Origin of the sequence: Streptomyces sp. NPDC020996 (assembly GCF_040641355.1) — a bacterium.
Classification (GTDB): domain Bacteria; phylum Actinomycetota; class Actinomycetes; order Streptomycetales; family Streptomycetaceae; genus Streptomyces.
On the sequence record NZ_JBFADM010000003.1, the window covers coordinates 194,011 to 217,845 of the forward strand.

Sequence of the window (23,835 nt, forward strand, 5' to 3'; positions counted from 1 at the left end):
ATCACGGTACGCCGTGTTTCACGCACCTGTTTCCGGTCAGTCCTCGTCACCGTGGAGCCGCGAAGCCGCCTCGGCCGCCTTCGCCGCCGCGCTCCCCGGACGCTTACGAGCCACCCAACCCTCGATATTCCTTTGCTGGCCGCGGGCTACGGCCAGCGAACCGGGCGGCACATCCTTCGTGATCACCGAGCCCGCCGCGGTGTACGCGCCGTCCCCGACCGTGACAGGTGCCACAAACATGTTGTCCGAACCCGTACGGCAATGCGACCCGACGACCGTGTGGTGTTTGTCCTGTCCGTCATAATTCACGAAGACGCTGGCCGCCCCGATGTTCGAGTACTCACCGATGGTCGCGTCACCGACGTAGGACAGATGGGGAATCTTCGTGCCCTCCCCGATGGAGGCGTTCTTCGTCTCCACGTACGTACCGATCTTCCCCTTGGCACCCAGCCGCGTACCGGGCCGCAGATACGCGTACGGCCCCACACTCGCCCCAGGGCCCACCTCCGCACCGTTCGCCACCGTGTTGTCGACCCGGGCGCCGGCACCCACCAGCGTGTCCCTCAGACGGCTGTTCGGCCCCACCTCGGCGCCCTCGCCCAGATGCGTCGCACCCTGCAACTGCGTCCCCGGATGAACGACGGCGTCCTGCTCGAACGTCACCGTCACGTCCACCCACGTCGTCGCCGGATCGATCACGCTCACGCCGGCCAGCATCGCCTCCGTCAGCAGCCGGTCGTTCAGAATCCGCCGGGCCTGCGCCAACTGCACCCGGTTGTTGATCCCGGCGATCTCCCGATGGTCACCGGCGACCGAGGCACCCACCCGGTGACCCGCCTCACGCAGGATCCCCAGCACGTCCGTCAGGTACTCCTCGCCCTGACTGTTGTCCGTACGCAGCTTCTTCAACGCGTCGGCCAGCAACTGCCCGTCGAAAGCGAACACACCGGAATTGATCTCCCGGATCTCCCGCTGCGCCTCCGAGGCGTCCTTGTGCTCGACGATCTCGGTCACGGCCCCGGCGTCGTCCCGCACGATCCGGCCGTAACCCGTGGCGTCGGGCACCTCGGCGGTCAGCACGGTGACCGCGTTGCCGTCGGCGGAATGCGTGGCCGCCAGCCGCCCCAGCGTCCCACCGGTCAGCAGCGGGGTGTCACCGCAGACCACGACGACCGTCCCGTCGACCGACCCGCCGAGCTCCTCCAGCGCGATGCGCACGGCGTGCCCGGTGCCGTTCTGCTCCGCCTGCACGGCCGTCCGCACACCCGGGTCGACCTCGGCGAGGTGCGCGGTGACCTGCTCACGCGCGTGCCCGACCACGACGACCAGGTTCTCGGGCTCCAACTCCCGCGCCGCGGCGAGCACATGACCCACCAGGGACCGGCCGCAGATCTCGTGCAGGACTTTCGGTGTGGCCGATTTCATACGGGTGCCCTCACCCGCTGCGAGAACGACGACGGCTGCCGGGCGGATGGCGCTCACGGAGTTGCCCTTCGGCTGTGGACGGGTGGGGACATCCGCAGGATACCGGGGCGTTTCACGGAGGACATGAGAGTGGGCCCTGACGGTGCTGTCTGGCAGCGGTCAGGGCCCACTCTCAGTTGGGCTCCCGGGGGAGGACTCGAACCCCCATAAGCGACACCAAAAGACGCTGTCCTGCCCTTAGACGACCCGGGAATGCCCTTATGTCCGGTTCGAAAGATCGCCCGGAAGGACAGCTCCTACTATGCCGTACCACCAGCCCTCAATGCGACGGTACAACTCGGCTCCCTGTAGAACTCGGATGACGAGGCAGCCGTGATAGTCGTCGCCGGTGTTCTTGCGGACGGTCTTGGGGTTGTGCTTCTTGAGGGTCGACGGCTGGAGGGCGGAGGGGGCGATACCGACGAGGTCGGCCCAGTATCGCTCGGAGCCTGCCACGTCGGCTGTCTCGTGGATCATCACGCGGAACCGCAGGCGCTCCCGCTTCACACCCAGCAGGTCGAGCCAGGCCAGGTGGACCTGGATCACTTGAGGATCGCTGTTGACGAAGAGCACGGCTTCGCGACGGCTGTACGATTTGCTCTTCTGGCCTTCGGCCCAGTAAAGCGCGACGCCAGCCATGAAGAGCTCCCGGTCGGTCAGTTCGCCGATCTCGCGGGCGGCGCTCTCCTTGACTCGCTGTCGTTCCTCGTCCTGTGCGCTGCGAAGGCGTGCCAGCCCGGCCTGCATGAGCGCTCGCTGCTCCTCCGGTGTGTAGCGAGGCTCCGGCTTCGGTGGATCCCGCACCCACAGGGAGACCGAACTCTTCGAGCAGCCCAGCTCCACCTCGATCTGGTCGTACGTCCAGCCCGGGAGCCGCAGCTCGCGCGCCCTGGCCCGCAGGTCGTCCTTTGCTCGGGGGCGTTTCGTCCACTTCGGTGGCGGTTCTCCCTTCACCAGCTGGTTGAGGATGTCGTTGTTGTAGACCTTCAGCTCGTCGCGGATCTGCCGGAGGGTGTAGCCCTGGCGCCGCAGCGCCACGGCCTGCTCGCGCAGGCCCTCGAAATCCGCGTACTTGCTCTGTGGGTGTGCCATAGGCATACCGTCCAGGCGGAACGGGGCGTTCCGCGGTCGAACGGTGTGCGGTTCAGCAGTTCGAGCGATATCGGGTGGTTTCGCGCCCGTTCGGTTACGCGGTGTGGTGTAGGCCAGTCGTGGAAACTGGACGGAAAACCCCACCCGGGCGCATCTAGGCTGGAGCCATGACCACGACGGGGGAAGACCACGCGACGGCCGCGGGAGGGCCGTGGTGGTGGGCCAGGTGGCGCAGCGCGGCGCTGGACGCCGGTCTGGCGTCGGTGTCCGCGCTGGAGTGCGCGGCGGAGGGGATCGAGTTCGCGCGGGACGCGGGGATTCCGGCGGCGGCCGGTGTGGTGTTCGGGGTGCTGGCCGGCTCGGCGTTGTTGGTGCGTCGTAAGTGGCCGATCGCGGTGGTGCTGGTGTCGATCGCCATCACTCCGGCCCAGATGGGCTATTTGATGGGCATCGTCGGCCTGTACACGCTCGCCGCTTCCGAGCTGCCGCGGCGGATCATCGGGTCGCTGGCCGGTATGTCGCTGGTCGGGATGCTGATCGTGATGTTCGTGCGGGTGCGGCAGGACATGGCGCACGGTGATCTGGATCTCGGTGACTGGTTCGTGCCGTTCGCGTCTATCACCACGGCTGTCGGGATGACCGCGCCGCCGCTTCTGCTGGGCCTGTATGTGGGGGCTCGGCGGCGGCTGATGGAGAGCTTGCGGGAGCGGGCCGACAGCCTGGAGCGGGAGCTGCAGTTGCTGGCGGAGCGGGCGGAGGAGCGGGCCGAGTGGGCCCGGAACGAGGAGCGGACGCGGATCGCGCGTGAGATGCACGACGTGGTGGCGCACCGGGTGAGTCTGATGGTGGTGCACGCGGCGGCGTTGCAGGCGGTGGCTCGCAAGGATCCGGAGAAGGCGGTCCGGAACGCCGTGCTGGTGGGGGACATGGGGCGGCAGGCGCTGACGGAGTTGCGGGAGATGCTCGGCGTGCTGCGCAGTGGGGACGGGGTGCGGGGGCGTGAGCGGCCCGTGCCGTTGGCGGCGGTGGGGGCGGTGTCGGGCGTGGTGGCCGCGGCGGCTGTGCCGGATGCGGAGGAGGGGGAGGGGCCGTGTCTGTCGGAGCTGGACGAGTTGCTGGGGCAGTCGGCGGCGGCGGGGATGGTGGTGGACCTGTCGGTGGAGGGGGAGAAGCGGTCGTACGCGGCTGAGATCGAGCAGACGGCGTACCGCGTGGTGCAGGAGGCGTTGACGAACGTCCACAAGCATGCGGCGGGGGCGAAGACGCATGTGCGGCTGGCGCACCGGGCGGCGGAGATCGCGATGCAGGTGGAGAACGAGCCGCCCCCGGAGCCGGCGTCGGCGTCGTCGGCGCGGCTGCCGTCCGGGGGCAATGGGCTGGTGGGGATGAAGGAGCGGGTCGTGGCGCTGGGTGGTGTGTTCGTGTCGGGGCCGACGGACGCCGGGGGGTTCCGGGTGTCGGCGGTGATTCCGGCGTCGTAGCGCCGGGGGTGTCGTGCGGGGGTGCGGCACGGTTGCGCGCGTCCGGTCCTGCTGTTCGTGCGGGGGTCAGCCGGCGGTGAGGCGTACTGGTTCTATTCCTGCGACGAGGCCGGTGAGGGCTTGGTCGATGTCGGGGCCGAGGTACCAGTCGCCGGTGTGGTCGAGGGCGTAGACGCGGCCTGCGGCGTCGATGGCGAGGACGGCGGTGGTGTCGGTCTCGGCGCCGAGGGGGCTGACGTCGGTGCCGAGGGCGCGGCCGAGGTCGCCGAGGGTGCGGGCCATGTGGAGGCCGTGCAGGGGGTCGATGTGGACGGTGGCGGGGGCGAGTTGTCGGCCGGGGCCGGTGGGGGTGAGGTGCAGGCCGCCGAATTCGGCCCATGCTTCGACGGCCGCCGGGAAGACCGCGTGGCGGTGCCCGGCGGGTGAGGTGTGGTCGCGCAGGGTGTCGGCCCAGATCTCGGCTTGTCTTATGTCCCAGCGTCCGGGTTGCCAGCCTGCGGCGCGCAGGGCGGCGTCGACGGGTACGGGGAAGCGTGGTGGGGATCCCCCGGGTCGGGCGAAGCCGGGATGGGGGGTGGAGGTGCGGTCGGGGTGCATCTGCCCTTCGTTCGTCGAGGTCAGGGACCGGCCGGGGGCCGTCTTGCCGGAGTGCTGGGTGGGAATGGGTCGGGGGTGGGTGCGGGGGTCAGCGGTCTGTCGTCGTGGGGTCGACGATGCGGACGCCGAAGTGGGCGCTGAGGGCGGTGCAGGCGCGGCAGGGTGCGGCGAAGCTGCCGTGCAGGGGGTCGCCGTCCTCGCGGATGCGGCGGGTGGTGAGTTTGGCTTGTTTGAGGGCTTTGCGGGCTTCGCCGTTGGTCATGGGTTTGCGGGCGGCGCGTTTGGTGCGGGCGGCGTCGGCGGCTGTGATGTGGCGGGAGATGAGGATCGTCTCGGCGCAGCGGCCGGTGAAGCGGTCGCGCTGGGCGCTGGTGAGGGTGTCGAGGAAGTCCTGCACGAGGGGGTGCAGGGGTGGTGGCTGGTCGCCGCGGGCGGCGGTGCCGGTGAGGGTGGCGCCGCGGACGGAGAGGGCGGCGGCGACGGTGGGGAGTATGCCGTCGCGGCGGTGGCGGAGGACGGGGGCGTGCGGGGCCTCGGCGGCGCTCCAGCCGATGCGGGGGTCGCCGGACGAGGTGCCCGTGCGCGGTGCCGAGTGTGGTCCCGTCTGCGTGGCGTTCATGATCGTCATTCCCTCCCGAGCGTCCCCCCGGACGACACAGAGTGCCAAATCGCGTGGCGGGTGCGGAAGCTGAGGCGGTGCGACACGCCAGTGTTTGGGCAGGCTGTCACGGCGCTGTGACGGCTGGTCACGGAAGCGGAGGGTGACCGGCCGGTGCCCGGTGACCGGTGCGGGCGTACCGCATAGGCTGTCGGCACCGCTCTCCACGCGGTCGACGGACAGTGACATGCGTGGCGGGAGTCGCGACGGAAGTCGGGACGGACGAGACAGTCGATACGGGGCGTAGTGGGCCGAGGCGGGTCACTACGGGTCGTACAGAGTGCCGCAGGGGGCAACCGCGATGACGACAGGTCGGCTCGGGCTGGGGGCACCTCCCGGCCGCCAGGCCGGGGGGCAAGCCGCGCCGCCGAACGCGGCCTATGCCGGGCAGGTCGTGCACTTTCCGGATCCGGTCCGGGCGGCCCGTCATCCGAGGGGGGTGCGGGTGGACGAGCGTGGCTATCCGGACTTCTCGCCCTATGCGCGGGCGGTGGCGGAGATCGCCGAGCCTCCGGAGGGTTTCGGTGTCGACGAGTTGCGGTTGACCGACTATGTGTCGGCGAACGCGGCGCTGGCGGCGTCGGGGCACGAGCTGTGGGACACGGTGCCGTCGGTGGCGACGCCGCACGGCTGGACGTGGCATCACGTGGCGGGTGGCCGGCGGCTGGAGCTGGTGCCGGTCGAGGTGAAGGCGCTGCTGCGGCATCACGGCGGGATCGCGACGGCGAACGTCGACCAGGACAAGCGGGGTACGCGGCCGTTGCAGGAGACCCGTCCGGCGCACTTCGGGCTGCCGAAGTCGGGTGTGGCGGTGACGGAGTCGCAGGTGCAGGGGGTCGAGGAGGATCTCGGGTACCGGCTGCCGGGTGCGTACCGGTCGTTCCTGAAGGCGGCGGGCGGGTGCGCGCCGGTCGGCACGGCGCTGGACGCGGAGTTGGGGCTGCTGATCGACCAGCCGTTCTTCACGGTGCGGGACGAGGCGGCGGTCAACGATCTGGTGTACGTCAACAAGTGTCTGCGTGATCATCTGACGAAGGACTATCTGAGCGTCGGTTTCGTGCAGGGTGGTCTGCTCGCGGTGAAGGTGAAGGGCGAGCGGGTCGGTTCGGTGTGGTTCTGCGCGTACGACGACGTGCGTGATGTGGATCCGTCGTGGTCGCCGGCGGAGCGGGTGGAGCGGTTGCTGCTGCCGTGCGGTGAGGACTTCGACGTGTTCCTGTCGCGGCTGGCGGGTTCTCCGCCGGAGTTGGAGACCGTGGCGAACCTGATGGTGGACGGCGGCTTCGCGCGTGCGGTGCCGGTGTCGTCGGTGGGGGAGTGAGGTTCGGGCCATGGTGACGTTCGCGCAGGTGCAGGAGCGCGGCGAGGAGTGGATCAACGGTGACGTGCCCTCGTATCAGCATCGTGAGGTGCGGGTGCGGGAGTTCGAGCTGGGGTTCGTGGTGTGGGGCGAGGACCGTGCGGAGGGGCCGCGTTCGGACGGGGGCGGGCAGCGGCTGGTCATCGCGCGGGACAGCGGTGAGGCGACGCTGTGGCCCGCGCTGCCGGTGGGTGAGGTGATCCGCCGGTACGAGGAGGAGTACGGCCGTCCCGATGTCGCCGATGCGCCGGTGCCGGCCGCTCCGGCGCGGGTGGATCTGAATCAGACGTCGTTCTTGCTGAGTCCGCCGGAGTGGTTGCAGGAGGCGGCGGACAAGCTGGGGATTCCGGATCGGCGGACCGGCGCGGGTGCCGGGGCCGATACGGGTGCCGGGGCGGGCGCGGCTGCCGACGGTGCTTCGGCGGGTGCGGGGCTCGCTGAGACGCAGGCCGGGGTTCCGGGCGGGGGGCGTGCGGAGTGGCCGGAGGCCGGGGCGGGCGCTGACAGCGCGGCGCGGACCGGCGCTGGTGCTCGCGCAGGGGCGCACGGGGCTCCCGGCGCGCCGGAGGTGCCCGAGGGGGCGACTCCCTGGGCCGGGACCGATACCAACGCCGATGCGGGCGAGGACCGTTCGGTGCCGCTGCCCGCGACGGTGTTCGCGCCACAGCTGAGCGAGCTGTCCGACGACACGCCGCCGGATGCCCAGACGGCACTGATGTCGGGCGGCAGCCAGTTGCCGCCGACGGCGGTGACGCCGGCGCTCGGTGATCCGAACGCGTCGGCGGGGCACGGCGTGCCGGGCGCGCGTGGCCCGCAGGGTGGTGCGCCGGGGGTGCCCGCGTTCCCGGCGGCGCCGGGCAGCACGCCGCCGCCTCCGCCCGTGCCGGGCACGCCCCCTCCGGGCGCTGGAGCGCCGGGCGCGACACCGCCGCCCGCGCCGTCGTACGGCTACCCGCAGGCACCGTCCGGTGCTCCGGCGGCTCCGTCGGCTCCGGGTACTCCGCCTCCTCCGCCTCCGCTGTCTCCACCGGGCGGTCCGCAGGGGACGCCGCCCGGCGGTGTCCCGGGTGCTCCGCAGCCGCCGGCCGGTCCGGCCCGGCCGCTCGCGTCGAACGCAGGGGACATCGCCGAGGCCGCCACGAGCAAGGCGGCCCCGCCGCCGCGTCGTGCGCGCGGGGGCGTGAATCCGCCGCCTCCGCCGGGCGTGCCCGGCGCTCCCGGCACGCCGGGCGCGCGCCCGGCTAGCCCGCCTGCGCCGCCGCAGGCCCCCGGCGCGCCGGGCGGCCCCGCGGGCGGGTACGTGCCGACGCAGCTGATGTCGGCGCTCGGCCCCGAGGGGCCCGAAGGCCCCGGCGCACCGCAGCCGCCGGGCGCCCCCCGTCCGCCCGGTGCGCCGAACGCGCCCGGCGGTACGCCTCCGGGCGGGGTGCACCACGCCGCGACGATGCTCGCCGACCCGAGTCAGCTCGGCGCCCTGGGCGCGCCGCAGCCGCCGGGCGCCCCGGGTGTGCCCGGTGCCCCCGGCGCACCCGCTGCTCCTGGCGCCCCGGGCACGCAGAACCCGCCCGGCGCGCCCGGTGCCCCGAGCGCCCCCGGTATGCCCGGTGCCCCGGGCGCGCCGCAGCCGCCGGGCGCCCCTGCGGGCGCTGCGGGCGCCGTTCACCAGGCGCAGACCATGTTCGCCGCGCCCCCGGCGGGCGGCCCCGGCGTGCCCCCGCCGCCGTCCGCCCCCGGCGCACCCGGTGTTCCGGGCGCTCCGGGTGCGCCCGGCATGGCGTCGGGCGCTCCCCAGCCGCCCATGTCGCCGCAGCCCCCTATGTCGCCGCAGCCGCCCATGTCGGCGCAGCCGCCCATGTCGCCGCCAGGGCAGCAGTCGCCGCCCGCCTATGGCTATCCGCAGCAGCAGGCTCAGCCGACGGTCGGTCCCGGTTATCAGGCCGTGCTGCGCTACCGCGCGCAGGACGGTTCCGAGCAGCAGCTGATCAGGCGGTCGGCGCCGGGGACGCCGCACCCGGAGTGGCAGATCTTCCACGAGCTGCGTGCGATGAACGTGCCGCCGGACCAGGTGCTGGAACTCCACACGGAGCTGGAGTCGTGCGAGCTGCCGGGCGCGTACTGCGCGCGGATGATCCGGGAGCAGTGGCCGCAGGCGCGGATCACGAGCATCGCGCCGTACGGGACGGACCACGCGAGCCGGCAGCAGGGCATGCGGCAGTTGCTGGCGCACCAGGGCGAGTTGCACCAGGTGGCGGACGGGCCGGCGCGGCCGGCGCCGGTGCGTGCGCCGTTGCCGCCGGTGCAGGCGGTGCCGCCGATTCCTCCGGAGGGCGTCGCGCAGGAGCTGGCCGGGGCCTTCGGGCCGGGGATCTTCCGGTTCGAGCAGGCGGCCGTGTCCCGGCAGGGGGTGCCGCCGGTCGTGGCGCACTCGCTGGTGGTGGCGGGGCTGCCGATGGACATGAACCCGTTCTTCTGGGCGCAGGCCCAGCCGGGGCGGCCGGTGCCGACGCTGGCCGAGCTGGCGCAGGAGCGCGGCGTGCAGCCGGCCGCGGACGCGGGCTCGTACCTGGTGATGGGCAGCGACTTCGGCAGGGCGATCTGTGTGCAGTACGGGACGGCGAACATCGTGGCCGTGCCGGTGGAGGCGGGGCCCGGCGGAGCGCCGGTGCCGCCGCAGTTCGTGAACACGGGGCTGCTCGAGTTCCAGCGGTGCCTGGCGCTGCTCGGACGGATGTGGCGGCTGCGGTTCGGGCTGAACCAGGAGCAGGCGGGCCGTTGGACCGTCGACTTCCAGGCCCAGCTGGCCTCTCTCGACCCGGCGGCGCTCGGGTCGCCGGAGAGCTGGTGGTCGGTGCTGCTGGAGCAGATGTGGGACGGCCTGCTGTGACGCGCTGAACCTCCGCCTGCCTGTGGGGCCGGGACTGGTCGTGGAGACCGGTCCCGGCCCTTCCGCATGCCCCCGGCCGACCCGCCCGGCAGGACCCGCGCCCGTAGCCGCGCCCCGCGCGCCTGCCCGTGACCGGAGGGGCCTTGACCGCGCCCCGTTCGCGGCGCGCCCATGCCCGTGCCCGTGCTGCGTGCGTGCCTGTGCCCGTGCTGCGTGCGCGCCCGTGCTCGCGTGGGTGCCCGTGTCCCGTACGCGCGAGCGGGCCCGCAACCCGGGCGCGTGACGGGACCGGCGCGCGGAGTGTCGCGTTATGAGCCCTTACATCCGGTACATCAAGATGTGCGCGAATCATCATGCCGCATCCGTTCGGCGGAGAGGGGTTGCAGGATGAGCAGCGCACCGGTCTCGTTCCACGGGTTCGTGGCCGTACGGGGGCGCGGCTACCGTCCCGACCAAGTCGACGCGTACGCCGCCGCTCTTTCCCGTGACCGGGACGCCGCCTGGGAGCGGGCCGCCCGTCTGACCGTGCTCGCCAAGGAGATGGAGGCGGAGGCGGCGCGGCTGCGGGAGACGGTGGCACAGCTCGCGCCGCAGACGTACGAGGCGCTCGGGGAGCGTGCGCGGCGCCTGTTCGAGCTCGGGCAGGAGGAGGCCACCGCCGTGCGGGAGGACGCGCGACGGGAGGCGCAGCGTCTCGTGGAGGAGGCGCAGGCGCGCGCGGACGGAGTGCGGGACGCCGCACAGGCGCACGCCGACGCCGTGCGCGCCGACGCCGAGGAACGCGCCCGGCAGTGCCTCCAGGCGGCGCGCGCCGAGGCCGACGAGATCCGGGTCGCCGCCCGGCGCGAGGTGAAGGCCAGCCGTGGCGAGGCGCTGGCCGCGCTGCGTGAGATGGGCCGGCGTACCTCTGCGATGCTCGCCGAGCAGGCCAAGGAGAACGCCGAACGCCTGGTCCGCGCCGAGCGGGAGGACGCCGCCCGGGTGGCCGCTCTGGAGGCGCGGGAGGCCCAGCGGGTGGCGGCGGCGCAGGCGGTGCTGTCCGAGGCGGAGCAGGCGGTCGCGGACGCGGAGGAGACCGCGGGCCGCTGCCAGGAGGAGGCACACGCGCGTGCCGCCGAGATCATCGCCGAGGCGCGCGGGCACGAGGAGCGGATCGCCCGGGAGACGGAGCGGGTGCTGCGCGAGCACGGGGAGCGGTGGGACGACGTGCGGGCGCAGATGGACCATGTGCGGGCCAGTCTCACGGCGCTCACGGGGTCGGCACCCGGGGAGTGACCCGCGAACGCCGGGGGAGTGGCCCGCGAACGCCGGGGAAAGACCGGTGCGGGTCCCGGGGAGTGACCGGCGAATCCGGGAGCGCTTTCCACCCATCGCGCGCCTCCCGAAGGCCGCCCACCCCGAACCCCGCCCGTCAGTCCTTCAGGACCGGGAAGCGGCGCGGGGCCAGCAGGAGCAGGACCAGGAAGGCCACGGCGGCGGCGCAGGACGCGCCGAGGTACACCGCGTGCACCGCGTCGGCGACCGCCCGGCGCGTGGCCTCCGGCGCGGTCCCGGTGTCGAGGGCCCGCGTCACCGTGTCCAGGTCGCCGGCGCCGCCCAGGCGGGAGGCCAGCACCCCGTTGGCCACCGCGCCGAAGACGGACGCGCCGACCGTCTGGCCGGTCTGGCGGCAGAACAGCACCGAAGCCGTCGTGGTGCCGCGCTCCGACCAGACCACCGTCGACTGCACGCCCACGAGCAGCGGGAGCTGGAACAGGCCGAGCGAGGCGCCGAGCAGCAGCATCAGCAGCGTCGGCTGCCAGGCCGCGCCCGGGTAGGGCAGGAACGGGAACGCGAACAGGATGGCGGCCGCCGCCCCGATGCCGAGCATGGCGGTGTTGCGGAATCCGATGCGCCGGTACACGTGCTGGCTCAGGGCGGCCGACACCGGCCAGCTCAGCGTCCACACCGACAGCACGAAACCGGCGGTCACCGGGGCGAGTCCCAGGACCGCCTGGGCGTACGTCGGCAGGAACACCGTCGGCGCCACCATCAGCAGCCCCAGCGCGCCCAGCGCGAGGTTGACCGCGGCGATCGTGCGGCGGCGCCACACCCAGCCGGGGATGATCGGCTCGGCCGCCCGGCGCTCCACCCACACCACGAGCCCGGCCAGCGCGAGCCCCGCGGCGAACAGGGCGTACGACGGTCCCGACAGCCACGGCCAGGCCACCCCGCCCTGCACAAGCGCCGTCAGCAGCACGCCCCCGCACGCGAACACCGCCAGCGCGCCCGCCCAGTCGACGCGGGCCCGCGTGGCGGCCGGCTTCCGTTCCGGTTCGTGCAGGTGGCGGGCGATCAGCCACAGCGCGACCGCGCCGATCGGGAGGTTGACGAGGAAGATCCAGCGCCAGTCCGCGTAGGCGGCCAGCACACCGCCCAGGGCGGGTCCCGCGACCGCGGACACCGCCCAGACCGTGGAGAGCCTGGCCTGGATCCTGGGGCGTTCCTCGAGCGGGTACAGGTCGGCGGCGAGCGTCTGCACCGTGCCCTGCAGGGCGCCGCCGCCGAGCCCCTGGACGATCCGGAAGGCGATCAGCGTGCCCATGTTCCAGGCCGCGCCGCACAGCAGCGAACCCAGCAGGAACACCGCCGCGCCCGCGACCAGCACCGGTTTCCGGCCGAAGGTGTCCGACAGCTTGCCGTACACCGGCAGGGTCACCGTGACGGCCAGCAGATAGCCCGAGAACAGCCAGGAGAAGACGGCGAAGCCGCCGAGGTCGCCGACGATCTGCGGGACGGCGGTCGAGACGATGGTGGAGTCCAGCGCCGGCAGCGCCATCGCGAGCATCAGGGCGGCCACGACGGCCCCGCGCCGGTCGGTCGTGGTGCGCCGTGTCACCGCGCGTGCCGCCGGTCTCGTCCCGCCCACGCCGGTTCCCTCCCCCGCGTCCGTTGTGCCCGGAACACTCGCGTCCGTTGTGCCCGGAACACTCGCGTCCGTTGTGCCCCGGACACTTGCGTCTGTCGTGCCCCGGACACTCTCCCACTTGATCCTCACGTCGCGGCAGGGTGCACCCTGAGCGGGCCGGGCGGCGGCAGGGCTCCCCGAGGGGGTCCTCCGCCCCGCGCCCGACGGGTCCTGCGCCTCAGGGAGACCGACCCCTAGGGGGAGATCCGTACTACGGCTCGGGGAGGGGTCGTACCGCCGGAGGACGAGACGGGCCGGGGGTGTCCTTAGCCTGGCTTTACGCCGCCGAGGGGTGGTCGGGAGGCCGTCGGGGGGCGGCCTGCCCGACCGGTGGGGTGGGGTTTTCCCCCCGCGCAAGACGGTGCCGGGCACCAGCGCGCGGGACCCCCTCGACGGACCAGACTCATCGGCGTACCGAGTTCGTGCGGTTCACCGATCCACCCACAGAGGAGACTCATCATGACTTCGGCCGTGACCATTCCCAGGCACGGGGGCACTGGAGGGCGTACGGCCGTTGCCGCGCGGGCGCGACAGGTCGTCAAGGCGTACGGGGCCGGGGAGACCCGTGTCGTCGCTCTCGACCACGTCGACGTGGACATCGCCCGCGGCCGGTTCACCGCGATCATGGGCCCCTCGGGGTCCGGCAAGTCCACGCTGATGCACTGCCTCGCCGGTCTCGACACGGTGACGAGCGGTCAGATCTACCTGGACGAGACCGAGATCACCGGCCTGAAGGACAAGAAGCTCACGCAGCTGCGCCGGGACCGGATCGGGTTCATCTTCCAGGCGTTCAACCTGCTGCCGACGCTGAACGCGCTGGAGAACATCACCCTGCCCATGGACATCGCCGGGCGGAAGCCGGACAAGCAGTGGCTGGCGCGGGTCGTGGACACCGTGGGACTGTCCGACCGGCTCAAGCACCGGCCCACCCAGCTCTCCGGCGGTCAGCAGCAGCGTGTCGCGGTGGCCCGTGCCCTGGCCGCGCGGCCGGAGATCATCTTCGGTGACGAGCCGACCGGCAACCTCGACTCGCGCGCCGGTGCGGAGGTGCTCGGCTTCCTGCGGCGCTCGGTGGACGAGCTGGGCCAGACCATCGTCATGGTCACCCACGACCCGGTGGCCGCCAGCTACGCGGACCGCGTGCTCTACCTCGCCGACGGCCGGATCGTCGACGAGATGCAGCGCCCGACCGCCGAGGCCGTGCTGGACCGCATGAAGGACTTCGACGCCCGGGGGCGCACGTCATGACCGTCCTGAGAACCTCGATGCGCAACTTCTTCGCGCACAAGGGGCGGATGGCCCTGTCGGCGGTCGCGGTCCTGCTGTCCGTGGCGTTCGTGTGCGGCACGCTCGTGTTCACCGACACGATGAACACGACGTTCGACAAGCTGTTCGCGGCGACCTCCTCCGACGTGACGGTCAGCGCCAAGGGCGCTTCCGACACCGGCCAGACGACCTCCGACACCGGCAGGCCGCCGGTCCTGCCGGCGTCCGTGGTGGGCAAGGTCCGTCAGGCTGAGGGCGTGAAGTCGGCGGAGGGGACCGTCTTCTCCACCTCCGTGACCGTCGTGGACGCCGACAAGGACAGCCTGTCGCCGAAGAACGGCGGGCCGACCATCGTCGGCAGCTGGAACGGCAACGACGCCCGCACCATGAAGATCACCTCGGGTGCCGCGCCCAAGGAACCCGACCAGGTCATGGTCGACGCCGACACCGCCGACAAGCACCATCTGAAGCTCGGCGACGAACTCGGCGTGATCAGCGCGGTCGGCACGCACACCGCGAAGATCTCCGGCATCGCGGCCTTCCAGGTCACCAACCCGGGCGCGGCGATCTTCTACCTCGACACGCGTACTGCGCAGCGGACCCTGGTCGGCGAGCCGGACGTCTACACGAACGTCAACGTCACGGCCGCCGCCGGCGTCAGCGACGCCCAGCTGAAGAAGAACGTCGTCGCCGCGCTCGGCGCCGGCTACCAGGTGCAGACCGCCAAGGAGACCGCCGACGCCAACCAGAAGAGCGTCGAGGGCTTCATGAACGTCATGAAGTACGCGCTGCTCGGCTTCGCCGGGATCGCCTTCGTCGTCGGCATCTTCCTGATCATCAACACCTTCTCGATGCTGGTCGCGCAACGGACCAGGGAGATCGGCCTGATGCGGGCCATCGGCTCCTCCCGCAGGCAGGTCAACCGGTCGGTTCTGGCCGAGGCGCTGCTGCTCGGCGTCTTCGGTTCCGTCCTCGGCGTCGGCGCGGGCATCGGCATCGCGGTCGGGCTGATGAAGCTGATGGGCCAGATGGACATGCACCTGTCCACGGACGACCTCACCATCGCCTGGACGACCCCGGTGGCCGGCGTGGTGCTGGGCGTCGTCGTCACGATCCTGGCCGCCTACCTGCCCGCCCGCCGCGCCGGGAAGATCTCGCCGATGGCCGCGCTGCGCGACGCCGGTGTTCCCGCGGACGCCCGCGCGGGCCGCGTCCGGGCCGTGACCGGCACGGTGCTCACCGGCGCCGGCGTTGGTGCCCTGTACCTCGCGGCGGCCGCCGACAAGGCCAAGGGCGGCTCGCTGTGGCTCGGCCTGGGCGTGCTGCTGTCGCTGATCGGTTTCGTGGTCATCGGCCCGCTGCTGGCCGGCGCTCTGGTGCGGATGCTGGGCGCGGTCGTCCTCAGGGTCTTCGGCCCCATCGGCCGCATGGCCGAGCGCAACGCCCTGCGCAACCCGCGCCGCACCGGCGCGACCGGCGCGGCGCTGATGATCGGCCTGGCGCTGGTGGCCTGCCTGTCGGTGGTCGGCTCGTCCATGGTGGCGTCGGCGACGGACCAGCTCGACAAGACCGTCGGTACGGACTTCATCATGCAGTCCGACAGCGGGCAGCTGATCACCCCCGAGGCGGTGAAGGCGGTCAAGTCGGTGCCGGGCCTGGAGCGGGTCACCGAGTACAAGACCACCGAGGCGGACTACACCACGCCCGACGGCAAGACGCTCAAGAACACCGACATCACGGCGGCCGACCCGTCGTACGCGACCGACCTGCGCACCAAGACCGTCGCCGGGGACCTGAAGGACGCCTACCTGCCGGACTCGATGTCCGTGCACGAGAAGTTCGCCGAGGCGCACGGCATCCGCCTCGGGTCGAAGATCGACGTGAAATTCAAGGACGGCGGCACCGCCCGCCTGACGGTCCGCGCGATCACCAGCAGCGACGTCGTCATCGACGCCGGAGCCAAGTACATCTCCATCGCCACGCTCGCCGAGTACGTGCCGGCCGACAGGATGCCGCTGGACCAGATGATCTTCGCCACCGCGAAGGACGGGCAGCAGGACGCCGCGTACAAATCGCTGAAGACGGCGCTGCACGACTACCCGCAGTACACCGTGCGCGACCAGACCGACTTCAAGCAGGACCTGAAGGACCAGATCGGCCAGCTGCTGAACATGATCTACGGCCTGCTGGCGCTGGCGATCATCGTCGCGGTCCTCGGTGTGGTGAACACCCTGGCGCTGTCGGTGGTCGAGCGGACGCGGGAGATCGGCCTGATGCGGGCGATCGGCCTGTCGCGGCGGCAGCTGCGCCGGATGATCCGCATGGAGTCGGTGGTGATCGCCCTGTTCGGCGCCCTGCTGGGCCTGGGCCTGGGGATGGGCTGGGGCGCGACCGCGCAGAAGCTGCTCGCCCTGGAGGGCCTGAAGGTGCTGGACATCCCCTGGCCGACGATCATCGCGGTCTTCGTCGGCTCGGCCTTCGTGGGTCTGTTCGCGGCGCTGGTCCCGGCGTTCCGGGCGGGGCGCATGAACGTCCTGAACGCGATCGCGACGGAGTAGCCACCGCGCGCGGGGAGCACTGCGGGGATCAGGGAGATCACCGGAATCACGGGGGACCGGCCCGGCGCCGAGAAGTCACGGGGGACTTCTCGGCACCGGGCCGCTTACGTCCCCGTCCGCGCTCCGCCCGCCCGGGGCCGGCACCGTCCGCGGCGCGGCCGCGAGCCCCCGCTTCTCAGCGGCCGGGCGTCGGCTGCGAGCCGGTTTCCCACGGGCCGGGATGAGGGCCGCGAGCCCGGTGGTCCCCGGGCCCGGCACAGTCCGCGAGGCCGGTTGTCTCCCAGCCCGGTGCTCCCCGGGCCGGGCGCCGGCCATGACCGGCCACGAGCGGGTTTTCCACAGGCCGGGCCCCGCCGGGAGCCGGGGTTGTCCACAGGCCACGGCATCGCCGGGCGCACCGTCGTAGGCTGGAGACCCCCGGCCGGTCTCCGTGTCGGGCCCTTCGCGTTGCCCACCCCCCGGACGAAAGCCGCCTCCGAATGAGCCTGCACGGTCTGCTCGACGCCGTCGTCAAGGACACCGCCCTCGCGGAAGCGATTCAGGCGGCCCGCGACGGCAACCGCATGCACGTCGACCTGGTCGGCCCCCCGGCGGCCCGCCCGTTCTCGGTGGCCGCCCTGGCCCGGGAGTCCGGCCGGACCGTGCTGGCGGTGACGGCGACCGGGCGCGAGGCCGAGGACCTGGCCGCGGCGCTGCGCTCGCTGCTGCCGCCGGACGGCGTCGTGGAGTACCCCTCCTGGGAGACGCTGCCGCACGAGCGCCTCAGCCCCCGCAGCGACACCGTCGGCCGCCGCCTCGCCGTGCTGCGCCGGCTGGTCCACCCCAGCGCCGACGACCCCGAGACCGGCCCTGTCTCGGTCGTCGTCGCGCCCGTCCGGTCCGTGCTCCAGCCGCAGGTCAAGGGGTTGGGGGACCTGGAGCCGGTGGCCCTGCGCACCGGGCAGACCGCCGACCTGAACGAGGTCGTGGAAGCCCTCGCCGCCGCCGCGTACGCGCGCGTGGAGCTGGTCGAGAAGCGCGGCGAGTTCGCCGTCCGCGGCGGCATCCTCGACGTGTTCCCGCCCACCGAGGAACACCCCCTGCGCGTCGAGTTCTGGGGCGACGACGTCGAGGAGATCCGCTACTTCAAGGTCGCCGACCAGCGCTCCCTGGAGGTCGCCGAGCACGGCCTGTGGGCGCCGCCGTGCCGCGAGCTGCTGCTGACGGACGACGTACGCGCGCGGGCCCGCGCCCTCGCCGAGGAACACCCCGAGCTCGGCGAACTGCTCGGCAAGATCGCCGAGGGGATCGCCGTGGAGGGCATGGAGTCCCTGGCGCCGGTCCTGGTCGACGACATGGAGCTGCTGATCGACGTGCTGCCCGAGGGCGCCATGACCGTCGTGTGCGACCCGGAGCGGGTACGCACGCGTGCCGCCGACCTCGTCGCGACCAGCCAGGAGTTCCTGCAGGCGTCCTGGGCCGCCACCGCCGGCGGCGGCGAGGCGCCCTTCGACGTCGGCGCGGCCTCCCTGTGGTCCATCGCCGACGTGCGGGACCGGGCGCGCGAGCTGGAGATGATGTGGTGGTCGGTGTCGCCGTTCGCCGCCGACGACGCGCTGGAGGAGGCCGACACCCTCAAGCTCGGCATGCACGCCCCGGAGACCTACCGCGGCGACACCGCGAAGGCGCTCGCCGACACCAAGGGCTGGCTCGCCGACGGCTGGCGCGCGGTGTACGTCACCGAGGGCCACGGCCCGGCGGCCCGCACGGTCGAGGTGCTGGGCGGCGAGGGCATCGCGGCCCGGCTCGACACCGACCTCGGGAAGCTGTCCCCGTCGTTGGTGCACGTGTCGTGCGGTGGCATCGAGCACGGCTTCGTGGACCCGGCGCTGAGACTGGCCGTGCTCACCGAGACCGACCTGTCCGGCCAGAAGGCGTCCAGCCGCGACGGCGCCCGCATGCCGGCCCGCCGCCGCAAGACGATCGACCCGCTCACCCTGGAGGCGGGCGACTACATCGTCCACGAGCAGCACGGCGTGGGCCGCTACATCGAGATGGTGCAGCGCACCGTCCAGGGCGCGACCCGCGAGTACCTGGTCGTCGAGTACGCCCCCGCCAAGCGCGGCCAGCCCGGCGACCGGCTGTACATCCCGACCGACCAGCTGGAGCAGATCACCAAGTACGTCGGCGGTGAGGCCCCCACCCTGCACCGGCTGGGCGGCGCCGACTGGACCAAGACGAAGGCGCGTGCGAAGAAGGCCGTCAAGGAGATCGCCGCCGACCTGATCAAGCTGTACAGCGCGCGGATGGCGGCGCCCGGTCACGCGTTCGGCTCGGACACGCCCTGGCAGCGCGAGCTGGAGGACGCCTTCCCCTACGCGGAGACGCCCGACCAGCTCACCACGATCGCCGAGGTCAAGGAGGACATGGAGAAGTCGGTCCCGATGGACCGCCTGATCTGCGGCGACGTCGGCTACGGCAAGACCGAGATCGCGGTGCGGGCCGCCTTCAAGGCGGTCCAGGACGGCAAGCAGGTCGCCGTCCTGGTCCCGACGACGCTGCTGGTGCAGCAGCACTTCGGCACGTTCAGCGAGCGCTACGCCCAGTTCCCGGTGAACGTCAGGGCGCTGTCCCGGTTCCAGACCGACTCCGAGGCCAAGGCGGTCCTGGAGGGCCTGCGCGACGGCTCGGTGGACGTCGTCATCGGCACCCACCGCCTGTTCTCCTCCGAGACGAAGTTCAAGGACCTCGGCCTGGTCATCGTCGACGAGGAGCAGCGCTTCGGCGTCGAGCACAAGGAGCAGCTGAAGAAGCTCCGCGCGAACGTCGACGTGCTGACCATGTCCGCCACGCCCATTCCGCGCACCCTGGAGATGGCGGTGACCGGCATCCGCGAGATGTCGACGATCACCACGCCGCCGGAGGAGCGCCACCCGGTGCTCACCTTCGTCGGTCCGTACGAGGAGAAGCAGATCGGCGCGGCGATCCGCCGCGAGCTGCTGCGCGAGGGCCAGGTCTTCTACATCCACAACCGGGTCGAGTCCATCGACCGGGCCGCGGCCCGCCTGCGCGACATCGTGCCCGAGGCGCGCATCGCCACGGCGCACGGCCAGATGTCGGAGCAGACGCTGGAGCAGGTGGTGGTCGACTTCTGGGAGAAGAAGTACGACGTCCTGGTCTCCACGACGATCGTCGAGTCCGGCATCGACATCTCCAACGCCAACACCCTCATCGTCGAGCGCGGCGACAACTTCGGCCTCTCCCAGCTGCACCAGCTGCGCGGCCGGGTCGGCCGCGGCCGCGAACGCGGCTACGCCTACTTCCTGTACCCGCCGGAGAAGCCGCTGACGGAGACCGCGCACGAGCGGCTGGCGACCATCGCCCAGCACACCGAGATGGGCGCGGGCATGTACGTGGCGATGAAGGACCTGGAGATCCGCGGCGCCGGAAACCTGCTCGGCGGCGAGCAGTCCGGCCACATCGCGGGCGTCGGCTTCGACCTGTACGTCCGGATGGTCGGCGAGGCGGTCGCCGACTACCGGGCCTCCCTGGAGGGCGGCGTGGAGGAGGAGCCGCCGCTCGAGGTCAAGATCGAGCTGCCGGTCGACGCGCACGTCCCGCACGACTACGCCCCCGGCGAGCGCCTGCGCCTGCAGGCCTACCGCGCCATCGCCTCCGCCAACACCGAGGAGGACATCAAGTCCGTCCGCGAGGAACTCGTCGACCGCTACGGCAAGTTGCCGGAACCGGTGGAGAACCTGCTGCTGGTGGCGGGCCTGCGCATGCTCGCCCGTGCCTGCGGCGTCGGCGAGATCGTGCTGCAGGGCAACAACATCCGCTTCGCGCCGGTGGAGTTGCGCGAGTCGCAGGAGCTGCGGCTCAAGCGCCTCTACCCCGGCACGGTCATCAAGCCGGCCGCGCACCAGATCCTGGTGCCGCGCCCGAAGACCGCGAAGGTGGGCGGCAAGCCGCTGGTCGGCCGCGATCTGCTCGGCTGGGTGGGCGAGTTCCTGACCTCGATCCTGGGGTCGTAGCCCTCCGCGTTACGGTGTGCGCACGGCCGTCCCCGGGAAGACGGCACCTGCGGGGGGCGGATCGTGTCGGCAAGGGGAGGACGCGCCGTGAGGCGTACGAGGGGCGGGAGCGCGGTCGCCGTCGCGCTGGTGTTCGCGGTGGCCGGATGCACGGAGCAGACCACGGGGTCCGCGGGCCCCGAGGAGACCGGCGGGCACTCGGGCGCGGCCCTCACCGCCGCCGAGTCGCTGACGGTGAAGGGCCGGGCGCCGAAGACGGGTTACGACCGGGACCGCTTCGGCACCGCTTGGGCGGACACGGACTCCAACGACTGCGACACCCGCGACGACATCCTCAAGCGGGATCTGGAGGATGTGCGGTTCACCGACGGCGACTGCAAGGTGTCCTACGGCGTCCTCGAGTCGGACCCCTACTCCGGCAAGCACGTCGTCTACCGGCGCGGCCGCAGCCAGGTCGACATCGACCACGTCGTCGCGCTCTCCGACGCCTGGCAGAAGGGCGCCAAGTACTGGAAAGCCGGCAAGCGCATAGCGCTCGCCAACGACCCCCTCAACCTCATCGCCGTCGACGCGAGCACCAACCGCGCCAAGGGCGACGGCGACACCGCGACCTGGCTGCCGCCCAACAAGGGTTACCGCTGCACTTACGTCGCCGCGCAGGTCGCCGTGAAGAAGAAGTACGAGCTGTGGGTCACCGCGGCCGAGAAGGCGGCGATGGAAAAGGTGCTCAGGACCTGCCCGGGCCAGAAGCTCCCCTCGGGCGGCAACCCGACCGAGGCCCCGGCCCGCTTCCACGCGAACTGACGCCCGCGCCAACCGGCTTCAGGCCGGCGAGGAAGGCGGTGAAGGCGGTGAAGGCCGCGGCTGGGAAGGTGAGGGCGCGGTTGGCGGGGGACTTGGAGTCGCGTATGGCCACGTGGGTGGGGGAGTCGGCTATCTCGACGCAGTTGTTGCCGTCGTCGGGGCCCGAGTAGGACGACTTCCGCCAGTTGTCGGGGGTGGTCGCGGTGGGCTTCACAGCTCCTTGGCCAGTATCCGGATGAAGTCTCGCGGTTCGCCCCTATCGGTGTGCGGGCGGTGTCGTAGAGCCGCCGGGCTTCAGTGCGGTGAGGAAGGCGGTGAAGGCCGCGGCCGGGAAGGTGAGGGTGCGGTCGGTGGGGGACTTGGAGTCGCGTATGGCGACGTGGGTGGGGGAGTCGGCTATCTCGACGCAGTCGTTGCCGTCGCCCTCCCCTGAGTAGGACGACTTGCGCCAGTTCTCGGGTGTGGTCATGAGGCGCCTCACAGCTCCTTCGCCAACTCGTGGATGAAGTCACGCGATCGGTCCGGCTCGAGTGATACAGCCTCCACCTTACGGAAGCGCGTTCGATAGGCGTTGAGTTGGGCTTCGGAGTCGATGAAGACCGAGCCGTGAGGTGCGTCCCGTACGACCGTGTCGAGCTTGGGCAGGGGCCCGCCGACATAGGTCATGGAACTCGAAGCTCTGGCGAACCCGTCAAGGTCGAAGGGGATGACGCGCAGGGTGATGTGGTCCGCTTCGGAAACTTCCAGCAGGTGAGCCAACTGAGCCTTCGATGCGGTGCGGTCACTGACTCTGATCCGTAGCGCCGCCTCGTGGATCACCGCCTTGTACGGGATGCGCGCCGACCCCTCGATGGTCACGCGGCGCGCGAGCCGGTGACGGACGCGCAGGTCACGCTCCTCCGGGGTCAGTTCCGGGATTCTGTTCGAGAAGACCGCCCGGGCGTACGTCTCCGTCTGAAGCAGCCCTGGAACGTACAGGACGGCCACGTCGCGGCGGAACGTTGCGTGGTGATCCAATTCGGACAGGTCCAGAAATGGCGTGGGCAGCAGGCCCCGGTATTCCTCCCACCAGCCGCGTGTGCGATCGGTGGCCATGGCTACCAGGGCGTCGACGAACTGCTCGTCTGTGCAGACGTAGTGGGACGCGAGGCGGCGCAGTCGTTTCTCGCTCACGCCCGCGAGTCCTGACTCGATGTGGGTGATCTGGGCCGGACTCACTCCAAGCAGCGCTGCCGCCTGGCGGGCGCTGAGGCCGGCAGCTTCCCGCAGTCTGCGCAGTTCTCTTGCCAGACGCATCTGACGTGCCGTTGGTTCGGGCCTCAAAGCTCTCGACCGCTCCTTGGGACAACGCGCATGCGAACGCGACTCGTTGGGCGTCAGTTTACGCGATCGACTTGCTGAATCTCTAGATTTAGATTCACCGTCGGTGACGTGCTGCGCACGCTGCGAATTCGCCGGGTGCCGGAAGCGCACCGCTTCGTCCTGCCGTGACGGACGCGGCAACGACACCGCGCCCCGAATCACGAACCCCCTTCCCCCGACAGGAGTTCACGCATGGCCGAAACCGAACCGTGGGAGTACACGCTGTACATCCCGAACGACGTCCGCGCGGTCACCGTGAGCCGCCGCACCCTCCGCCTGATCCTGACCGTGCACGGTCTGATCCGGCTCGTGGACACCGCCGAGCTCCTCGCGACGGAGCTGGTCTCCAACGCCGTACGGCACACGAAAGGGCCCGCCGCCCTGCGGGTGCGATGGGCGGCGGGCGTGCTGCGGATCGGGGCCTGGGACGCCGATCCCGAGCCGCCCGAGCCCCCCGAGGCGTCGCAGGGCGCGGACCGGCTCGCCGAGGAAGGACGCGGGCTGGCGCTGGTGCGGGCCTGTGCCGACCTGTGGGGCTGGCAGCCGCTGTCCAGGCAGGGCAACCGCGGCAAGTACGTGTGGTGCGAACTGGCAGCCGTCTAGGACTGTCCAGTGCTGCCTACCGCGCGTACGGGTATCCCTGGCCGTACGGCTGGCCCTGCTGCGGGCCGGGCATCGGCATCGCGCCGTACGGCTGCTGGCGCGGCAGCGGGCTGTCGAACTCGGCGAACAGCAGCATGGCCGTCCCGATGAGCAGCGTCAGGATGATGACGCAGCCAAGGATCGCGTCGCCGTCGTCGTTGGAGAGGCTGATCCAGGGGATGGTGATCAGCTCGTAGAGGACGAACGAGCAGAAGGCGCCCCAGTCCGACCCGCGGCCGCGGCGGATCGCCACGTACAGGAACGGCACCCACGCCAGCAGGCCCAACGACCCCCACACCAACACCGACCAGGCGATCCGCTGCAGCCAGCCGGCTTCAAGACGCTTGACCGTCACCATGGCGACCCCCATCCCCCGAAGCGTTCGCGCCGCGGTATGCGTAAGGCGGCGCAGGCAGCAAGAGTAGGGCACGGAGGGGCGAGAACGGGCCAGGGGCTGCCTTTGCGGCGGCATGAGGGAAACTTGTGGCTGCCGATAAGCTGCGTTTCCTGATCGGAGAGGCGCCGTCGGTTACGGTGCGATCCGCATCGGGCGCCGCGCGATAGGGCCGCGACAGGTCAGTGTCGTAGGCCGCGCCGTCTCGGGGGCATCCAGAGAACCGGTTTTGGCGGACGTACGCCGTCGTCGACGCGACGCCGTACGACGCTCAGGCGCGTACGCACGCAGGCGTACGCATGAAGGGGTGGGG

Annotated in this window: 18 protein-coding genes and 1 tRNA gene; 9 read left to right on the plus strand and 10 right to left on the minus strand. The window is 71.8% G+C overall.

The window, feature by feature from the left end; genetic code table 11:
* Positions 1–36: 36 nt before the first annotated feature.
* The 3 genes from glmU to AB0G63_RS03755 form a co-directional block, all read right to left on the minus strand.
* Positions 37–1,482: a bifunctional UDP-N-acetylglucosamine diphosphorylase/glucosamine-1-phosphate N-acetyltransferase GlmU gene (gene glmU / locus AB0G63_RS03745; protein ID WP_360743699.1), complete on the minus strand. Its 1,446-nt coding sequence runs from the start codon at positions 1,480–1,482 to the stop codon at positions 37–39.
* 124 nt (positions 1,483–1,606) lie between these two features.
* Positions 1,607–1,677 (minus strand) — tRNA-Gln (locus AB0G63_RS03750).
* A 6-nt stretch (positions 1,678–1,683) separates the two neighbouring features.
* A complete protein-coding gene (locus AB0G63_RS03755) occupies positions 1,684–2,556 on the minus strand; it encodes a hypothetical protein (protein WP_360743702.1) in 873 nt (290 codons plus the stop codon).
* A gap of 167 nt (positions 2,557–2,723) precedes the next feature.
* Here AB0G63_RS03755 and AB0G63_RS03760 point away from each other — a divergent pair, with 167 nt between their 5' ends.
* A complete protein-coding gene (locus tag AB0G63_RS03760) occupies positions 2,724–4,037 on the plus strand; it encodes a histidine kinase (RefSeq protein ID WP_360743705.1) in 1,314 nt (437 codons plus the stop codon).
* 66 nt (positions 4,038–4,103) lie between these two features.
* Here AB0G63_RS03760 and AB0G63_RS03765 read toward each other — a convergent pair whose 3' ends face one another.
* Together AB0G63_RS03765 and AB0G63_RS03770 are read right to left on the minus strand one after the other, a co-directional pair.
* Positions 4,104–4,634, minus strand: coding sequence for an SUKH-3 domain-containing protein (locus AB0G63_RS03765; protein WP_360743708.1), 531 nt, complete (start codon positions 4,632–4,634; stop codon positions 4,104–4,106).
* 88 nt (positions 4,635–4,722) lie between these two features.
* Complete coding sequence (locus AB0G63_RS03770) at positions 4,723–5,262, minus strand: YwqJ-related putative deaminase (protein WP_360743711.1); 540 nt, start codon at positions 5,260–5,262, stop codon at positions 4,723–4,725.
* A gap of 331 nt (positions 5,263–5,593) precedes the next feature.
* Between AB0G63_RS03770 and AB0G63_RS03775 the strand changes: the two genes are divergently transcribed.
* From AB0G63_RS03775 to AB0G63_RS03785, 3 genes are all read left to right on the plus strand, one after another.
* Entirely contained in the window at positions 5,594–6,613 is a 1,020-nt protein-coding gene (locus AB0G63_RS03775) for an SMI1/KNR4 family protein (protein ID WP_360743714.1), read from the plus strand.
* 10 nt (positions 6,614–6,623) lie between these two features.
* The gene (locus AB0G63_RS03780; protein WP_360743717.1) at positions 6,624–9,536 is read left to right on the plus strand and encodes an SUKH-4 family immunity protein; all 2,913 of its coding nucleotides are present in this window, start codon (positions 6,624–6,626) and stop codon (positions 9,534–9,536) included.
* Between the two features lie 387 nt (positions 9,537–9,923).
* Entirely contained in the window at positions 9,924–10,811 is an 888-nt protein-coding gene (locus AB0G63_RS03785; protein ID WP_360743720.1) for a cellulose-binding protein, read from the plus strand.
* 136 nt (positions 10,812–10,947) lie between these two features.
* Here the strand turns inward: AB0G63_RS03785 and AB0G63_RS03790 are convergent, their stop codons facing one another.
* Positions 10,948–12,444 (minus strand): MFS transporter, encoded by a 1,497-nt coding sequence (locus AB0G63_RS03790; RefSeq protein WP_360743723.1) that lies wholly within the window; start codon positions 12,442–12,444, stop codon positions 10,948–10,950.
* A 498-nt stretch (positions 12,445–12,942) separates the two neighbouring features.
* Between AB0G63_RS03790 and AB0G63_RS03795 the strand changes: the two genes are divergently transcribed.
* The 4 genes from AB0G63_RS03795 (at position 12,943) to AB0G63_RS03810 (ending at position 21,124) form a co-directional block, all read left to right on the plus strand.
* Complete coding sequence (locus AB0G63_RS03795) at positions 12,943–13,731, plus strand: ABC transporter ATP-binding protein (protein WP_360743726.1); 789 nt, start codon at positions 12,943–12,945, stop codon at positions 13,729–13,731.
* Entirely contained in the window at positions 13,728–16,307 is a 2,580-nt protein-coding gene (locus tag AB0G63_RS03800; RefSeq protein WP_360743729.1) for an FtsX-like permease family protein, read from the plus strand. The genes AB0G63_RS03795 and AB0G63_RS03800 overlap by 4 nt, the downstream gene beginning before the upstream one ends.
* Positions 16,308–16,786: 479 nt before the next feature.
* Entirely contained in the window at positions 16,787–20,320 is a 3,534-nt protein-coding gene (gene mfd, locus AB0G63_RS03805; RefSeq protein ID WP_360743732.1) for a transcription-repair coupling factor, read from the plus strand.
* 87 nt (positions 20,321–20,407) lie between these two features.
* A complete protein-coding gene (locus tag AB0G63_RS03810) occupies positions 20,408–21,124 on the plus strand; it encodes an HNH endonuclease family protein (RefSeq protein WP_360743735.1) in 717 nt (238 codons plus the stop codon).
* On the opposite strand, the gene AB0G63_RS03815 is transcribed toward AB0G63_RS03810, so the two are convergent.
* Genes AB0G63_RS03815 through AB0G63_RS03825 form a run of 3 tightly spaced genes read right to left on the minus strand, consistent with a single transcriptional unit; the run spans position 21,048 to position 22,420 of the window.
* Positions 21,048–21,338: a DUF397 domain-containing protein gene (locus AB0G63_RS03815; protein ID WP_360743738.1), complete on the minus strand. Its 291-nt coding sequence runs from the start codon at positions 21,336–21,338 to the stop codon at positions 21,048–21,050. The two genes, AB0G63_RS03810 and AB0G63_RS03815, sit on opposite strands and share 77 nt — an antisense overlap.
* 42 nt (positions 21,339–21,380) lie before the next feature.
* Positions 21,381–21,593 (minus strand): DUF397 domain-containing protein, encoded by a 213-nt coding sequence (locus AB0G63_RS03820; protein WP_324783177.1) that lies wholly within the window; start codon positions 21,591–21,593, stop codon positions 21,381–21,383.
* A gap of 8 nt (positions 21,594–21,601) precedes the next feature.
* Positions 21,602–22,420 (minus strand): helix-turn-helix transcriptional regulator, encoded by an 819-nt coding sequence (locus AB0G63_RS03825; RefSeq protein WP_360743741.1) that lies wholly within the window; start codon positions 22,418–22,420, stop codon positions 21,602–21,604.
* Positions 22,421–22,678: 258 nt separating this feature from the next.
* Between AB0G63_RS03825 and AB0G63_RS03830 the strand changes: the two genes are divergently transcribed.
* Positions 22,679–23,089 carry an ATP-binding protein gene (locus tag AB0G63_RS03830; RefSeq protein ID WP_360743744.1) on the plus strand — a complete coding sequence of 137 codons (411 nt, stop codon included), beginning with the start codon at positions 22,679–22,681 and terminating at the stop codon, positions 23,087–23,089.
* 16 nt (positions 23,090–23,105) lie between these two features.
* Here AB0G63_RS03830 and AB0G63_RS03835 read toward each other — a convergent pair whose 3' ends face one another.
* Positions 23,106–23,498, minus strand: coding sequence for a hypothetical protein (locus AB0G63_RS03835; protein ID WP_360743747.1), 393 nt, complete (start codon positions 23,496–23,498; stop codon positions 23,106–23,108).
* Between the last annotated feature and the right edge of the window lie 337 nt (positions 23,499–23,835).

Bases quoted from the DNA above. Each gene is read 5' to 3' on its own strand.
- AB0G63_RS03755 (WP_360743702.1), bottom strand. From the start codon at position 2,556: ATGGCACACCCACAGAGCAAGTACGCGGATTTCGAGGGCCTGCGCGAG.
- AB0G63_RS03760 (WP_360743705.1), top strand. From the start codon at position 2,724: ATGACCACGACGGGGGAAGACCACGCGACGGCCGCGGGAGGGCCGTGG.
- AB0G63_RS03765 (WP_360743708.1), bottom strand. From the start codon at position 4,634: ATGCACCCCGACCGCACCTCCACCCCCCATCCCGGCTTCGCCCGACCC.
- AB0G63_RS03770 (WP_360743711.1), bottom strand. From the start codon at position 5,262: ATGACGATCATGAACGCCACGCAGACGGGACCACACTCGGCACCGCGC.
- AB0G63_RS03775 (WP_360743714.1), top strand. From the start codon at position 5,594: ATGACGACAGGTCGGCTCGGGCTGGGGGCACCTCCCGGCCGCCAGGCC.
- AB0G63_RS03780 (WP_360743717.1), top strand. From the start codon at position 6,624: ATGGTGACGTTCGCGCAGGTGCAGGAGCGCGGCGAGGAGTGGATCAAC.
- AB0G63_RS03785 (WP_360743720.1), top strand. From the start codon at position 9,924: ATGAGCAGCGCACCGGTCTCGTTCCACGGGTTCGTGGCCGTACGGGGG.
- AB0G63_RS03795 (WP_360743726.1), top strand. From the start codon at position 12,943: ATGACTTCGGCCGTGACCATTCCCAGGCACGGGGGCACTGGAGGGCGT.
- AB0G63_RS03800 (WP_360743729.1), top strand. From the start codon at position 13,728: ATGACCGTCCTGAGAACCTCGATGCGCAACTTCTTCGCGCACAAGGGG.
- mfd (WP_360743732.1), top strand. From the start codon at position 16,787: ATGAGCCTGCACGGTCTGCTCGACGCCGTCGTCAAGGACACCGCCCTC.
- AB0G63_RS03820 (WP_324783177.1), bottom strand. From the start codon at position 21,593: ATGACCACACCCGAGAACTGGCGCAAGTCGTCCTACTCAGGGGAGGGC.
- AB0G63_RS03825 (WP_360743741.1), bottom strand. From the start codon at position 22,420: ATGCGTCTGGCAAGAGAACTGCGCAGACTGCGGGAAGCTGCCGGCCTC.
- AB0G63_RS03830 (WP_360743744.1), top strand. From the start codon at position 22,679: ATGGCCGAAACCGAACCGTGGGAGTACACGCTGTACATCCCGAACGAC.
- AB0G63_RS03835 (WP_360743747.1), bottom strand. From the start codon at position 23,498: ATGGGGGTCGCCATGGTGACGGTCAAGCGTCTTGAAGCCGGCTGGCTG.